General features: G+C 38.7%; 12 protein-coding genes. All 12 read left to right on the top strand.

The window, feature by feature from the left end:
- Positions 1 to 10: 10 nt before the first annotated feature.
- The 12 genes from tssH to AC0VZ4_RS23400 all read left to right on the top strand — a co-directional run bounded on the left by tssH (position 11) and on the right by AC0VZ4_RS23400 (position 15,529).
- A complete protein-coding gene (gene tssH / locus AC0VZ4_RS23455) occupies positions 11 to 2,614 on the top strand; it encodes a type VI secretion system ATPase TssH (RefSeq protein ID WP_008137754.1) in 2,604 nt (867 codons plus the stop codon).
- Between the two features lie 238 nt (positions 2,615 to 2,852).
- Positions 2,853 to 3,332, top strand: coding sequence for an Hcp family type VI secretion system effector (locus tag AC0VZ4_RS23450; protein ID WP_007377086.1), 480 nt, complete (start codon positions 2,853 to 2,855; stop codon positions 3,330 to 3,332).
- A gap of 73 nt (positions 3,333 to 3,405) precedes the next feature.
- Positions 3,406 to 5,283: a type VI secretion system Vgr family protein gene (locus AC0VZ4_RS23445; protein WP_475441779.1), complete on the top strand. Its 1,878-nt coding sequence runs from the start codon at positions 3,406 to 3,408 to the stop codon at positions 5,281 to 5,283.
- Positions 5,284 to 5,290: 7 nt separating this feature from the next.
- Positions 5,291 to 5,647: a hypothetical protein gene (locus tag AC0VZ4_RS23440; RefSeq protein WP_007377084.1), complete on the top strand. Its 357-nt coding sequence runs from the start codon at positions 5,291 to 5,293 to the stop codon at positions 5,645 to 5,647.
- Between the two features lie 40 nt (positions 5,648 to 5,687).
- Positions 5,688 to 5,978: a PAAR domain-containing protein gene (locus tag AC0VZ4_RS23435; RefSeq protein ID WP_007377083.1), complete on the top strand. Its 291-nt coding sequence runs from the start codon at positions 5,688 to 5,690 to the stop codon at positions 5,976 to 5,978.
- 2 nt (positions 5,979 to 5,980) lie between these two features.
- The gene (locus AC0VZ4_RS23430; RefSeq protein ID WP_096794297.1) at positions 5,981 to 7,009 is read left to right on the top strand and encodes a hypothetical protein; all 1,029 of its coding nucleotides are present in this window, start codon (positions 5,981 to 5,983) and stop codon (positions 7,007 to 7,009) included.
- Positions 7,006 to 7,857 (top strand): hypothetical protein, encoded by an 852-nt coding sequence (locus tag AC0VZ4_RS23425; protein ID WP_149613846.1) that lies wholly within the window; start codon positions 7,006 to 7,008, stop codon positions 7,855 to 7,857. The genes AC0VZ4_RS23430 and AC0VZ4_RS23425 overlap by 4 nt, the downstream gene beginning before the upstream one ends.
- Positions 7,857 to 12,419 carry a DNA/RNA non-specific endonuclease gene (locus AC0VZ4_RS23420; RefSeq protein WP_475441778.1) on the top strand — a complete coding sequence of 1,521 codons (4,563 nt, stop codon included), beginning with the start codon at positions 7,857 to 7,859 and terminating at the stop codon, positions 12,417 to 12,419. The genes AC0VZ4_RS23425 and AC0VZ4_RS23420 overlap by 1 nt, the downstream gene beginning before the upstream one ends.
- Position 12,420: 1 nt before the next feature.
- On the top strand, positions 12,421 to 12,759 hold the full coding sequence (locus AC0VZ4_RS23415; protein WP_475441777.1) for an immunity protein YezG family protein: 339 nt from the start codon (positions 12,421 to 12,423) through the stop codon (positions 12,757 to 12,759).
- Positions 12,760 to 13,007: 248 nt separating this feature from the next.
- Positions 13,008 to 13,769 carry an IS5 family transposase gene (locus tag AC0VZ4_RS23410; protein WP_475439610.1) on the top strand — a complete coding sequence of 254 codons (762 nt, stop codon included), beginning with the start codon at positions 13,008 to 13,010 and terminating at the stop codon, positions 13,767 to 13,769.
- 57 nt (positions 13,770 to 13,826) lie between these two features.
- Complete coding sequence (locus AC0VZ4_RS23405; RefSeq protein ID WP_475441776.1) at positions 13,827 to 14,342, top strand: DUF6795 domain-containing protein; 516 nt, start codon at positions 13,827 to 13,829, stop codon at positions 14,340 to 14,342.
- A 17-nt stretch (positions 14,343 to 14,359) separates the two neighbouring features.
- On the top strand, positions 14,360 to 15,529 hold the full coding sequence (locus tag AC0VZ4_RS23400; protein WP_475441775.1) for a lipase family protein: 1,170 nt from the start codon (positions 14,360 to 14,362) through the stop codon (positions 15,527 to 15,529).
- Positions 15,530 to 15,681: the final 152 nt, after the last annotated feature.

Below are 15,681 nucleotides of genomic sequence, written 5' to 3'. Positions count from 1 at the left end.
GGAATAGTGTATGTCTTCGATGACACTGAATAAGCTCGTTGAAAAATTGAGTCCCGACTGTAGAAAGAGCCTAGAAGCTGCTGTTGCAATTTGTAATAGCCGTAGTCATTTTACTGTTGAATTAGAGCATTGGTTACTTGCTATGATTGAACAAAAATTAGATGACGTTAGGCTTATATTTGGCTCATTCGATATTGATATTGATAGAGTTCAACAAGACTTAAATCAGTCGCTTGAATCATTAAAAACAGGTAGTGAGTCTTCACCTAGTTTATCCGTTCATGTGACTAGCTTATTAAAGCAATCGTGGTTAAGCACAAGTATAGAATTTACAGATAACCAAATTCGCAGTGCTTATGTTCTTTATACACTCACTAAAGACGATACACTTTCGAGCTTAGTGACTCGTTGCAGTAAGTTATTTAATAAAATTGAACCTGGGCAACTCTTGCATGCCTGGCCAGAAATAGTTGCCCAATCAGAAGAGCGAAACCATTCGGTACAAAGTGCAACTGCACAAACAAACTTAAGTTCTAAAACCCCTAGCCTTGACCAGTTTACTGTTGATTTAACGGCGCAAGCACTGGAAGGAAAAATTGATCCTATTTTAGGAAGAGATTTTGAAATTCGTCAAATGGTCGATATTTTAACAAGGCGTAGACAGAATAACCCTATTCTTACCGGTGAGGCCGGTGTTGGTAAAACGGCTGTTGTAGAGGGACTTGCACTTAGAATCGCACAAAAAGATGTACCCGCAGTGTTACAGAATGTGAAAATTCATAGCTTAGACTTAGCTTTGCTTCAAGCTGGGGCTGGTATGAAAGGTGAATTTGAAAATCGCTTAAAATCTTTAATTAATGAAGTGAAAAATGCGATTAATCCAGTAATTCTTTTTATTGATGAAGCGCACACTATGATAGGGAGTGGTGGTACCGCTGGTCAAAATGATGCTGCAAATTTATTAAAACCAGCACTCGCTCGAGGTGAATTACGTACAATCGCTGCGACAACATGGGCTGAGTATAAAAAGTTTTTTGAAAAAGATGCCGCATTAACTCGCCGTTTTCAGGTTGTTAAAGTTGAAGAGCCAACACCAGAAAAAGCAGTGGCTATGTTACGCGGATTAGTGCCTGTAATGGAACGCCATCACAAAGTATTTATTTCTGAGCAAGCATTAGAGAGCGCTGTTCACTTATCTCATCGCTATATAACAGCAAGACAATTGCCAGATAAAGCGGTTGCATTGCTCGACACTGCTTGTGCGCGTGTTGCCATGAGCCAAGCATCGACCCCCAGTAATATAGAGCAACTTGTCAATAGATTAAGTGAGATTGAAACGCAAGTACAGATGCTAAACCGCGAACAAAAAACGGGGTTAGATCACTCAGAACAATTAGATACGCTAAAAGCTGAGTTAGTTGATATTGAAAAGCAACTTGAGCCATTAAATGAGCAATTTAAATTAGAAAAAGAGATTGTTACAGATCTCAACAAAGCACTCGAATCAATAAACTCCGAAGAGGATGAATCTTCAGCACAGATGCTTGAAAGGTTAAAAGAAAGTAAACATAAACTTGCCTCATACGAGCATAACATGGTGCATTGGCAAGTGGATGAAGAGTTGATTGCACAGGTTATCTCTGATTGGACGGGAATACCTGTAGGGAAAATGCATGAAGATGAAATTCATGGCATTTTAAACCTAGCAAGCCAAATGAAAGAGCGTGTAGTAGGACAAGATCATGCACTTGATTTAATCGCTAAGGTTGTACAAACGTCTCGTGCTCAACTAGCCGATGAAAGTCGACCAAATGGTATTTTCATGCTCGCTGGCCCAAGTGGTGTTGGTAAAACAGAAACAGCCTTATCACTTGCCCAAGAAGTGTATGGCAGCGAAGAAAATGTCACCATTATTAATATGTCTGAATTTAAAGAAGAGCATAAGGTGTCTTTATTGCTCGGCTCACCTCCTGGTTATGTCGGATATGGCGAAGGCGGTATTTTAACCGAAGCAGTAAGAAGGAAGCCCTACAGTGTTGTGCTGTTAGATGAAATGGAAAAAGCGCACCCAGGTGTTCAAGATATTTTTTATCAAGTATTTGATAAAGGTACAATTAAAGATGGTGAAGGGCGTGACATCGATTTTAAAAATACAATTATTATTATGACTTCAAATGTGGGCACAGATACCACAATGAGCTTATTTGAAGATGAAGAGAGTAAACCAAGTATAAAAGGTTTATTAAAAGCATTACAAGACGATTTATTAGGTTCATTTAAACCTGCATTTTTAGGACGGATTAACGTAATTCCTTATATTCCATTGAGTGATAATATACTGACTGAAATCGCAGGGATTCAAATAGATAAAATAATTAAAAGAGTTAAAAAGAATTATGACGCAAAACTCACTTATAAAAGTGATGTTGTTGAGTATATTATTGCTAATTGTCAAAATGCAGGGTCGGGTGCAAGGAATATACATACGATTTTGCAAAATAAAGTATTACCTTTATTATCTGAAGTTTTATTATCTAGTATGGTAGATGGCAACAAAGTTAGTAGTATATTGTTGTTAATTAAAGATAATGAATTTGAAATTGAATTAAATTAAATTATTTTTAATATAACTGAGTAATAAGGTTGTTTCTTTAGTTTTAGGGCATTATAATTTTGGTGTCTTAGGTAACTACATGGAATTTTTGAGACATTGTCTTCATCTAGGGAAAGGAATTCTGAAGACCTTTTCATTGCTGTTATAAAGATAATGATTTCAAAGGAATTTTGGGAAACCAAAGTAAATGATCCAGTATTAATGGATAACATTGTTTAATTAAAAGGAGCATTATCAAATGCAAGCAAATACATATTTAAAATACGGTTCAATCAAAGGCGAAACTACTGCTGAGTCTTTCAAAGATTTAATTACAGTTTTATCACTTGATTGGAACGTAAGCCGTGAAATTAGCTCAGCCACTGGTACAGCGATGGATCGTGAATCTAGCTCTACTCGTTTAGGCGATGTAACAATTACTAAACTTCAAGATAAAGCGTCTCCTGACCTTTTCAAAGAAGCAACTATTGGTAAAGGTTTACCAGCTATTTTCCATATCACTAAACAAGGTGATAAAGTTGAAGAAATCATGAAAATCGAACTAACAGATGCAATGATTTCTAGCTATTCAGTATCAGTACAGAACGATCGTCCAATTGAAACAATCACTATCAGCTACACTGAAATGATGATGACTGTTACACCTACAGACGACAAAAATAACATTACTGCGCCACTTGTATATGGTTACAGCGGTGTTAAAGGTCAACAAATGTAATATTTGTTGTCTAATAATGGCTCTGGGCTTTGCTCAGAGCTTTTTTTGATCTCTAGGATGGGAAAAGCAAGGAATGCAAAAAGCAACACAAGATAAAAACGTAATTCAAATTAGCACCCCTGCTGGTAAAGACGCCCTCTATTTAACTCGTTTTGTCGCCCAAGAGGCAATGTCTGACTTATTTGTTATGTCAGCTAATATGTATACGATTGGCAAGCAAATAGCACATGAAGACTTAGTTGGTAAGCCTGTTTCTATAAAAGTAAAAAATGCTGAGGGTGGCGGCGAACGTTATTACCATGGCATAGTCAGTCATCTTGTTTCAAATGCCAGCCGTACAGCGGATGTCGATGAACAAAAAAATTATATTGACTATCAAGCGACAATAGTTCCTTTTGCGGCGTCAATGCGCAACCGTAAAAATAGTCGTATTTTTCAAAAGAAAACAATTAAAGATATTTTTGCAGATTTGTTTGGCCAACACAGCGTTGCCTTTTCAGACAAAACAAGCAAAACCTACCCTAAATACGAATATTGTGTTCAATATCAAGAATCAGATTTTGATTTTATACAACGCTTACTTCAACATGAAGGCATTTTTTACTTCTTTGAACACTCAAACAGCAATCATACACTTGTGTTAGCTGACGATGTTACAGCCTACGAAGTGTGTGGAGAGGCAAAGGTAGTTTATTCAACCGGACACCTTAGCGAGTCGCATGTATCACGCTGGCAAGGTGGTTTAAGCATTGCCCCTGGTAGCTTTAAACGTGTTGGGTACGATTTTAAGCAACCCTCAAGATACCCTGATGGAGAGCAAGCAAATCCTGAGTTGCCAACACAATCGGTATCAGAAATATTCGAATATACAGGTGAGTCTGAATGTCACCCTCGTGCAGCAAGTATGGCATCGGTACAGTTAGAGTCATTGCAAAGAGACATGAAATTATCAAGCGGTAAAAGTGACTGTCGTTCTTTTACCGTGGGTAAATTATTTGGTTTTAAAAAACATGAAGATCCTAGATTAGAAGGTAAAACCTTTGTTATAACGTCAATGATGACGTCAATAACGGTGCCTAATCAATCAGGTGGTCAGCAAAGCGCGGCAGACGAGGTTTACTCAAATCACTTTGAATGTGTACCAAAAGAAATACCATACAGAGCACAAATTAATAAAAAGAAGCCTGTAATCAATGGTGTGCAAACGGCAATAGTGACTGGCGACAGTGCTGACGAAATAATGATTGATCAATTTGGTCGCGTTAAAGTGCAGTTTGACTGGGACCGAGAAGGCAAAAAAGATTCGAAAAGTTCATGTTGGATACGTGTTGCTCAAAATTGGGCTGGTAAAAAGTGGGGCGCCTTTTTCTTTCCTCGTGTAGGGCAAGAAGTACTTGTTGATTTTATAAATGGTGACCCAGATCAACCTATTATTAGCGGCGCAATTTATAACGCTGATTTAATGCCTCCGTATGCATTACCCGCTGAAAAAACACAAAGTGGGATTAAAACACGATCAACAAAAGAAGGTGGCGCTGATAACTTCAATGAGCTGCGTTTTGAAGATAAAAAAGGCAGTGAGCTTTTATACATACAAGCTGAAAAAGATAAACAACTATATGTTAAAAACGATCAAAATGATAAAACCGATAACGACCATAATGTTGAAATTGGTAACGATCGAAAAGTAGATATAGCTAACAATGATAGCTTAAAAGTAGCTAAAAACCTTATTGCTGATATAGGTGAGAATGATACTTTAAAAGTAGGAAAAAAATTAAATATCGAAGCCGGTGATGAAATTATTATTAAAACAGGATCTGCTCAGATTAAAATGAGTAGCAGTGGTAATATAACTATTGAAGGCACTAATATAAATATTAAAGGTAGTAATATAAAAGTGGATGGCAGTGCCATTACTTTATCTGCCGGTTTAATTAAATTAAATTAATGCAATTATGGAAATAATAAATAGTTTTCAAACAGGTTTGAGAAATGGCATTAATAACAATGGGCATGTTGTATATTGTCGTTATGGGTTGCCTCATTTGATTTGTTTACCAGTTAATAGGCCTGATGATCCATTGCTAAATCCTGCATTAAGTCATTTAAAGGCAATGGATGGCTACTATGCACAACAGTTTTTTGTATACTTACATACCTCGTTAAATAGTGAGGATGTTGTATCAGGGTTATATCAGTATGTAATGCAAAGCCCTGTGGCGCTTTCGGATTATACTAAAAGTGAACTAATTGATGAATTATCTCGCTTAGTTGCACATAATAAATTATTAATTATTCCTTTATACGAATAATAGAATTACTTAAAAATCAGTAATAAGACAAGGAGTCTAAATGGGTAAGCCAGCAGCTACAATTGGTCATATGCATGTGTGTCCTAAAACTACCGGCACAGTTCCGCATGTTGGTGGTCCTGTTGTTCTAGGCTCTAGCAATGTATTAATTGGAAGTATGCCCGCAGCTCGCAAAGGCGACATGATGGTATGTATTGGTCCACCCGATAGCATTAAGTCAGGATCTGGCTCAGTTAAAATTAATGGAAAACCAGCCGCAAGAATGGGTGATGATAGCTCCCATGGTGGAAAAATTGTTGTTGGTAATCCGACTGTATTAATAGGTGGCTAACGTTGCTATCTAATTACTTAAGTAACTATGAAGCTCAATTGCTGGTAATTAGTAATGCGCAGCTTTGCCCGTTTACTTCTGTAGGGCATGTTAAAACACTCAAAAAAAGGCTACTAGAGTTATGTTGGTTAAATGCTAAACGTAATAACTTAAGCCAAGTATTTGTTAAGCCAAATTTAGAGCAGCTAATTGTATTTCAGGAAAGTGGACAGACCCATAATTCTATTTCTCAAGCTTGTATAGAAATAATGGCAAACCTTCCTCAAACCGTAAATATTAAGTTTATCAACTGTGTGCTTAACGAGCCTGAGTTACACGCGGTTGCAAAGTTAATTATACGTAAAGTTTTATTACAGCAACACAGCCTCAACCTTGTGCCTTTAATTGATATAAGCACTTTGTTTTTAGCTTATAGCACTGAGGATAAAATTTCAGACCAAGCTTTGAGCGCAATTGAAGAGATTTTATTCGTCACAAGTAAATCGAATACCAAAGAACTAATAAATATTTTTGATAATTTAACCAAAAATGGACTTGTTAACTCACCGTTAATGTCTCTTTTTTTACTATCGCTAAGTCTTGAACAAGTTAATGTTGTTAGTAACTATGCAAGCAACATTGTATCTGTTGATCATACTTTGCAAGTATTACTACAAAGTGGGTTTGTAAAGCTTATCCCGCTTGCTAATACGGTGCTGCATCAAGTAAAAAAGCCAGAGCAAATAGTTGCCTTGATTAAACGTATTCTTGGTGAAAAATTAGATGTACTCGTAAACTTTGAAACACAAATGCAAGCGAGAAATGGTAATGAACAAGCCTGTTTAGATTTTCAGCGGCAGTTACAGGCTAACTGGCCAAGCTATGAAAGCCAGATGTCTTCGCTGAGGTTACTTGCAGGCAGAACATTAAATGAGCCATTAAATGCGATAGAGATGTCAGCAATGGATTGTCAAAGCCAAGCGGTATTTAATCTATATACTTATTATCAGTCTGTTGCCGCTAGAAAAGAAAACTCAGGAACATTGTTATGAGTGCTTTTAGCGTATCAATAGATTATTTATCAATGCCTGCGACGACAAGTGTAGATGAATTACTATATGGTGATGTGACTGCCGCCCTAGAAGGGAAAAAATGGCAGTCGTGGGATGTATGCATTTACGATTGCATCGTAAAATCGAAAGAGCTAATTAATAAAGTAGAAGACTTTAATACGCCGCTTGTTTGGCTTTTGCCTGCATTATCTTATCAAAGTGAGCTTAAGCAATTACTTGAAAGCAGTTTAAAGCAGTTATACCCAGATCATGTTGAACACTTATTATTTTATGGTGTAACGAGTGCGCATGTCGCAGTTGCTTTAACTAAAAAAAATCATTGGAAAAAAGTAAATATAATTGCGCTTGATGCAACTTTTAAAGCTGATGCATCAGGGCAATACAGCTACCAAGGTGTTGGCGGAGTATTTGCAACACTTGAGGCAAAAAAAACTGGGTGGTCGCAAGTAAACTACGAAATAACACCCTCAATTGATTTTGTTAAACATAATCAATTAAACGGTATGTTTACTCGAGTGGCTGAGCAAGCTCAGCAGTCTATTGATATTATTTTTGCGCCAGGAAATGGCATTAACCACGACAGTGAGGTGTGGTTAAACGATTTACAGCTGCTCAGTGCGTTAATTAATGAGCAGACACATTATGAGCTGCCTAATTATAAGTTAGGCCAAATTGGTGCGCTGGAAGGCGTTGTTAATTTATATCAATTAGCAACGAGTCCCGTTATTGAAAATCATTGCAAACACGCTCTTATGATTTCGCAAGAACAAGCAAAGCACCAAGCAGTAGCATCATACTTATGGATAAGTGAGGAAGCACACAACTAATGCAAAGTAATACAGTTGTTTTACAAGGAAAAAGTTACCCTATTTGCCTCGTTGCTGGTAAAGGTCAAACGCCATCTGGTTATGCTCCTGTAGTAGCTAACACGCCTGAAAGTGCTAAAAAGCAAATTGCTCAAGTTGGCAGTACATTAACAAGCGATGCAACTAAACGTCTCGACGTAATTAACTTGCTCAACACTGCCGGTGTGAAATGTCCTCGTAGTGCCACAGCACGTGAAACTGCCAGTGTACTTTCGCAAGCGTTAGTTGCAGGTACTGTGAGTTGCTATCACCAAAAAGCAAAGTCGGCTATTCAAGTCAGCGATAATACAAATGCTGGCTCAGCAGGTAAAAAATCAGCTAAAAAGGGCGAGTCACCCGCGTCAGGAAAAAGTGCCGCGCAAGCACCGGTAACAAATACGGGGGAGGCAAGCGATTCGACGCCAAGTGAAACACCCATTACTGAGCAAGAATGCCGCTCAGATCCGGTTTCAATGCTATCGGGTGAAGAAATACTGCCGCTAATTGATTTTACTTTAGCAGGCAGTCGCCAATTAATATGGCGACGTTTGTACCGCTCATCCCATGCCGATGTGTGCAGTGTTATGGGAAATGGTTGGCGCCACGATTTTATGGCAAGCCTTACAGAACATTACCTGCCGCCACCAAAAGTAGGCCCTAAGCAAAAAGGGACTTACTGGTTAGAGTACCAAGATGAGCACGGCGCTAAACACCGCTTTGAAAAAGTAAAGCCTGGGCAATCGAGCTATCAGTTAAGCAGTAACCTTGCGCTACATTATCAAACTAATGGTAAGCAAGTACTTGTAACGCCAGATGACCAACACTTGACCTTTAAAGCCGGTGAAAATTCATGGTTACTTGAAAAAATAATCAATGAAAAAGGCCAAAGTATTGGTTTTTATTACGATGCTAAAGAGCGCATAAATCGTATAGAAGTAAACAAAGCACGTGGCTGTATTATTAGTTACAACCAACAGGGTTTACTAAGTAAAATTGCGGCTTACCACACAGATAAAAATAATAAACAGCAGCTTATATACCCTGTACTTGCAAGCTATGAATATGACGAAAACAACAACCTTATTCAAGCAACTAATCAGCAAAACGAAACTGAGCGTTACGCCTACAACGCCGCTAATTTATTAACAAAGCGTACCCGAGCCAGTGGCTTTAGCCACCATTTTGAGTGGGATAGCTACTCACCCAGCGCTAAATGTATAAAACAGTGGGGCGATAATAATACCTATACTTACCAGTTTGAATATAACTTAGAGGCTGGTGAAACAACCTGTATAGATTCTCGCGGCCACAAAGAGCACTTTGTACATAACGCACAAGGTAAACTGGTAAAGCATACCGATCCTAACGGCAATGTTTGGCAATATACATACAATGCACAAAGCCAAAAGCTCAGTGAAATAAAGCCAGATAGCAGTACAACACGTTATAGCTATACACCTTTCGGCCAATTAGAAACAATAACGCAGCCAGATGGTAGCCAAACGCATTTTGCCTACAACCAGCTTGGGCAACGTGTATTAACTACCTTACCTGATGGCCAAACCATTACGCGTAAATACAGTGTGGCTGGCTTATTACAAAGCGAAACCTTTGGCGATGGCCGCACCACATTATACAGCTACGATAAGCTCGGCCAGTTAACCCAGCATATTAATAAAAATGGTCAAATCACCAAATTTATTTGGAACGAGCAAGGCGAGCTGTTAGCCAAACATCTTAACGATGAGCTAATACGTTACAGCTACGACAATTTAGGCCGCGTAAATGCCACACTTAATAACGCAGGTTTACTCACTAAATATAAGTACAATGAGCACGGTCAGCTTACACAAACAATTGCCTTTGATGAAAAAGAGCCTGAAAATAAACAGCATCAATATTTTAGTTACGACGAAGCAGGGCGATTAGTTAGCTCGCAAAACAGCAAAGGCGATACCACAGAGCAACACTTTGAAGGGCTAAGCCAGCCGCATTGTGTTATTCAGCCCGATGGCAGCGCACTGTATTTAACGTACGACAAAGAGCGAAACTTAACAGCCATAGAGCGAAGCGACGGCCACGTATACCGCATAAGTTACGACGCGAACGAAAACCCAACACAAATAACCGGGTTTGATGGCACGCTACAGCAATATAAATACGATGCCTGTAACCGCTTAACCTCAGTAACGCAAAGCAACAAACGCCACGTAAAAATAGATCGCGATAAATTAGGCCGCGTGAGTGCGCAGCATGCAAGTTTGGCAACCGATACTCACATCGTTAATAACGCCAATTACTACAGCTACACAAAGCAAGGTAACATTGCTCGTGCACATAATGCACAATCAACTTTAAAGCAGCAGTTTGATAAAGGCGGCAGGCTACTGCGTGCTGAGCAAGTACATAATCAGCAACAAGCGCACACCTTAAAATACAGTTACGACGACTACGGCAGAAGGCAATCACTGACCTTGCCAGATTCAACTACGCTTAAATACAGCTACAACCAGTTTGGCCAGCTAAGCGGTATTAACTTACTCCAAATCAACAGCAAAGAGGTTGAACTTGCACAGCCGCTCGTAACATTAAGCTACGACAGCCAAGGTAATATTAAAACCCAGCAGTTTGGTAACAACATTACGCTTACTCAACGGTTTGATGTATTTAACCGTTTAACGCAGCAACAGCTTACACACCCAGCGCAAACATTATTTGATACCTGTACGTATAATTACGACAGCATCAACCAGCTGATTGCTCGTAAAAACGAAGGCGTAATCAGCCAAAATATCAATTTTGAATACAACAGCTTGGGGCAGTTAATACAACAAACACTGGCAAGCTCACGTACTGATACAACCACACACTACCAGTGGGATAGCTTTGGTAACCCGCAAAGCCAAACTGTTCAATCAAACACAAACGATGCAGACACTAGCGGTACAGAAGCTAGTGATACAGCTAACGGCGAGCAAAGTACAAAACTTGATGCAGCCAGTAATGAGCATACAGCCAGCTCTTCTATTGATTTAACACGCGCCACGCATAGTGAATACAATGAGTTAACGCCTAATAGTAGTAACGAAGACTCAGTAGTAAACAATGAAGGCACTAACAACACCACAATAAACAGTGCCACCGACGCCGACCGTTTAACACACTTTGGCGACAGCGACTTTTACTACGACGAGTTCGGTAACCAAATACGCGAAACCGGCAAAGGCATTAAAACCCGCCGTGAATACAACGCGTTCAATCAGTTAAGCTGTTTTAACAACAACGGCACTCTCACCCAATACGACTACGACCCATTGGGGCGTCGTATCGCCAAGCACACCGAGCACGGTAAAATTGACTACATTTGGGATAACGACCAGCTAATTGGCGAATGCCAACACGGTGAATATACCTGGTATATCAACCTGCCAAATCAATTTCACCCAGTAGCACTTATTAAACAAGGCGAGGTGTACTACTACCACCTAGATCAACTTAATACCCCACGTTTTGTTACCAATAACAAAGCAGAAGTCTTGTGGGAAAACCAAGCCGATGTGTATGGTTATGAAGAGTTAAAAGCAGAATCAAATAAAGAAGACTCTTTCACTCAACCAATCCGTTTTCAAGGGCAATATTTAGACGAGGAAAGCGGCTTACATTACAACCGCTACCGCTATTATAGTCCCAAACAACAGCGTTTTATAAACCAAGACCCAATTGGTTTAGTGGGTGGCATAAACCACTATCAATATGCACCAAATCCGGTTAATTGGGTAGATCCGTTTGGGTTGAGTTGTAAGGAAACAAAACTGATTGAAGTGCCCGCTTATGATCATACTGATCCAATGGCAGATGCGATAACGCCGATAAGCATTACACCAGTAGAATGGTTAGTTGAAGGATTAGCAGATGCTGCGGAAGCTATTCTACAAATGGTTGATACAGGCCCGACAGCAGCAGGCGCAGCGGCTGTTGCGATTGCTTTAGTGCCAGGGAAAGTCGCAGATAAAGCGCTAGAGCCAATTGTTAAGAAGCTTGATGATGTAATAAAGTTAGATCCAGGTAAAAAAGGGGGGTGGAATAAAGCCCTCAATGGTAAGTTAGAACCAAATACTAAATATGAAGTTGGTAATTATACATACGCGACTGATGAGCTTGGGCGAGTAAACTCAGTAAGTGGTAAACTGGATCTATCAAAAGCAGATAGAAATACATATCAACAAGCTAAAGCAGGTAAGCTAGACGGTATAAAAGATGGACTTGATAAAGATGAAGGCGGTCATTTAATAGCCTCTATTTTTGACGGGCCAGGTGAACAAATAAATTATGCAGCTATGGATGGCAACCTTAATAAAGGCGCTTGGAAGAGCATGGAAAATAAGTGGGCAAAAGCTCTAAAAGAAGAGCCGCCCAAGAGTGTTGAGGTCGATATTAAAGCTGTATATGAAGGAGAATCTAAGCGCCCAAGTAAATTTGTAGTTCGCTATAAAGTAGATGGAAAGCCATCTAAGCGTATTTTTAAAAATAAATCAGGAGGTTAGAATGGAAAATAGAGAAATACAGGAAATTTATTTGTCTATAGCTGATGGAATTGTCAATAGCATAAAGAATGATTGGGAAACTGCATCTATCGAGATAGAGTGGTTTGGAGATGCTGGGGATTTTTCTGGAAATTATAAAGTTGGAACCTCAGTTAGTTACTTCGAGGTGGATGATAGTATTTTCGATGATGTAGAAGAACTACATGAAATTACTACTGAAAATGATTCGAACAAGTGGAATCGTGCTGTATTTAATTTGAAGCCAACTGGTGAATTCAATATCGATTTTTCTTGGGATCAAGAATTGGCTGATGAAATTGAACGATTGAATAATGAATGAGTATTATAAAAGCTCATCAAGTTTTTATTAAAGAGTAATAGATTAAGTGCCTACGCTGATTTGGAACTTCATCAAGTTAATAGCAGAGCAATAGATCCTAGTGCTATATTTTTCCTATTTTAAAAGACATAACATGTAAATTTAAATAGTAGTTTTACTAGGGCGTGTTGATCTTTGCGGTATAAAAAACAAACAGCATAAGGATAAGGTATAATTGAATTCGCTAAAAAACGTTACACCGAACCCTCATGCCAAGATTAATGTTAACAGACGCGACATGGAATGTCTTATCAAAAGTAATGCACTTAAGTGGTCGAATTTATAATAAGCCTGAGCATAGAAAAACGCTCGAAGGCATACTCTATAAGATGCGTACCGGTATTCCTTGGCGAGATTTACCGTCTTATTTCGGCTCGTGGAGTGCTATTTATAGACGATTTAATTTATGGTCCAAAAAAGATATTTTGAATGAATTATTTCGAGTGTTATCCCACTATGCTGATATGGATTGGATCTTTATTGATGGCAGTATTGTCAGGGCTCACCAGCATAGTTGCGGTGCAAGAACCGCTGACAATGAATCAATCGGTAAGAGTCGAGGTGGTAATTCGACTAAAATTCATCTTGCAGTAGATAGCGGAGGATTGCCTGTTTATTATGAATTATCCTGTGGAAATACGCATGATATCGTCCATGCAGAGTCACTTGTAGCCAATTGCCCAACGAGTAATGTTGTTGTCGCAGATAAAGGCTACGATAGTGAAAAACTAAGAGAGTTTATTCGTGACAATAGCGCTACACCCGTTATTCCACGCAAGGATAACAGTTTAGTGGGTAATGAAGATATTGACTGGTGCATGTACAAATATAGGCACTTAGTTGAGAATGCCTTTGGTCGGATCAAACAATATAGAGGGATAGCCACACGGTATGAAAAGCTTGAGCGGAATTATCATTCCATGCTCGCTTTAGCATTCACTATGATGTGGCTACCAATATGGGCTGATTAATATATATACTACAAAGATCAACAGCCCCTAAGTAAAAACTTTTCATTTTGAAAAATTATGAATACAGAGGTTAAAACCACTATGTTTGGTTTAATAAAAAAATATGACGTACATATGTGCTCTGAAGTTAAAGGGATTATTACTTTAAACGGCAATCCCGTTGAAGGTGTTTTAATAAATCGCACCCTGGAATTTGCACACAAAGTTGAAAAAGAAGATCAGGTAATAACAGCTCCTGATGGTTCATTTTATTTACCTGAAGTCGTTATTGAATCAAAAATACCCGGTGATATGTTCTCGCATGAGGTTACTTATCAAACTATTACGGCTGTATATGCTGATAAAAAATACAAGCTTTGGGGTTCTAAGCTAAGCGGAATAAGTGAGCCTAGTGAATACAAACAAAAGCTGAGCAGTTTAAATGCTGATTTAGATTCTACAGAAGTAAACTTTGTTTTTCCTAATCATGAAAATCCAAATTTGGAGTTTGATGGTTCAAGTATTTGTAGATGGGAACATGATTTTGAAATTTATGAGATAGAAGATAGCGAAGATTATTTTAAAGATTTTTAAATAGAAAAGGAATTTACATGAATATTTTATCGCCAAGTGTAGCTGCACAATTAGCTGAATTTGCATATGACAGTATTGCAGCAGTATCAAAGAGCTCATCAAACATAGAGCCGAGTAGAATAATAAGTAAGCACTTTGTGTTTGATTCAAAAAAATCTGCTTTTACTGGAATTTCAGGTACTGTGGCTGAACACGTGCTAAATCATGAAACGGGTTTTGGCTTTTTTGGAATTGGCTCTAAAGAAGGCGCTCATAAAGGTGAAGTTGTACTAACTTTTCGTGGTACAGCAGGTATTGCTGATACTTTGACGGATTTACACTGTGGTTTAACTGTTGGGCCAAATTATAAAGCAGTTCATGCTGGGTTTAACCGTACTTTTGAGTCTATCAAGCCTCAGTTAAAAGCTATATTGAGTAAGGTAGGTGGTCGCCCCGTTCATTGTGTTGGCCATAGCCTTGGTGGGGCATTAGCAACGCTAGCTGCAAATTGGATTAAAGCGCAATATAAAGTGCCTGTAAAATTATACACTTTTGGTTCTCCAAGAGTTGGTCATAACCCTTTTGCTATTCAAAGTGAAACCAGCCTAAATGGAATTTATAGAGCAGTACACCGAAGTGACCCTGTACCTATGGTTCCTGTTTGGCCATTTGTTCATGCAGGGAGTGAGTACAGAATAAGTACATGCGTATCACTTACAGGTGCAGCACATAAAATGGCGGGAAATGCGCCAGGGTATATCAATACCGCATCTCGTTATCCTGATTATAAGAGTATGGAAAAGGGCTCTTTATCTAACTTAACGATGACACGTCTAAAATACAACAATCGCCACCATGCTTCTTTTAATGCTCATTGGGCTGAAAAAATAACGAGCGCTTTACTAACGTTACTAAGAGAAAGTGGCAAAATCACCAGTATTCTTGCTCAAGGTGTGGTTGCTGGAACGCTAACTATATACGATGCTTTAGCTCGTAGCCTGGTTGAAATATCTAAAATGTCATCTAAATATGCTGAAGATTGTCAGGGGTTATTAGGGCATATACTTAACTTTGTTGGAAAGCCTGGCGTGATAGCTGTGGATTATACATACGCGCAAGCTAAGCGAATTTTGTATTGGATGTTAGAAAAACTAAATCAGGTAGTAATTGCGGCTGTAAAAGTTTCTCCTTACATAGGTATTAGCTAATAGCATTGTTTTAAGTGGCTCAGGTAACTTCTGAGCCACTTAAATAGTAAATAAGGTGGGCTATTAAGAATTGATGGAAATTTATTTCAGTTTGTTTAAATTTAAAAATCACTAATTTTTGTTTCTACTCATTCAGAGAGTAGCTGTAATCA

This window comes from Pseudoalteromonas sp. QJM3NY_22, assembly GCF_056173065.1.
This window is presented reverse-complemented; position numbering and strand designations above follow the sequence as displayed.

Coding starts and splice junctions, on each gene's coding strand:
- AC0VZ4_RS23445 (WP_475441779.1), top strand. CDS start 3,406: ATGCAAAAAGCAACACAAGATAAAAACGTAATTCAAATTAGCACCCCT.
- tssH (WP_008137754.1), top strand. CDS start 11: ATGTCTTCGATGACACTGAATAAGCTCGTTGAAAAATTGAGTCCCGAC.
- AC0VZ4_RS23410 (WP_475439610.1), top strand. CDS start 13,008: ATGCCAAGATTAATGTTAACAGACGCGACATGGAATGTCTTATCAAAA.
- AC0VZ4_RS23450 (WP_007377086.1), top strand. CDS start 2,853: ATGCAAGCAAATACATATTTAAAATACGGTTCAATCAAAGGCGAAACT.
- AC0VZ4_RS23435 (WP_007377083.1), top strand. CDS start 5,688: ATGGGTAAGCCAGCAGCTACAATTGGTCATATGCATGTGTGTCCTAAA.
- AC0VZ4_RS23425 (WP_149613846.1), top strand. CDS start 7,006: ATGAGTGCTTTTAGCGTATCAATAGATTATTTATCAATGCCTGCGACG.
- AC0VZ4_RS23420 (WP_475441778.1), top strand. CDS start 7,857: ATGCAAAGTAATACAGTTGTTTTACAAGGAAAAAGTTACCCTATTTGC.
- AC0VZ4_RS23400 (WP_475441775.1), top strand. CDS start 14,360: ATGAATATTTTATCGCCAAGTGTAGCTGCACAATTAGCTGAATTTGCA.
- AC0VZ4_RS23405 (WP_475441776.1), top strand. CDS start 13,827: ATGAATACAGAGGTTAAAACCACTATGTTTGGTTTAATAAAAAAATAT.
- AC0VZ4_RS23415 (WP_475441777.1), top strand. CDS start 12,421: ATGGAAAATAGAGAAATACAGGAAATTTATTTGTCTATAGCTGATGGA.
- AC0VZ4_RS23440 (WP_007377084.1), top strand. CDS start 5,291: ATGGAAATAATAAATAGTTTTCAAACAGGTTTGAGAAATGGCATTAAT.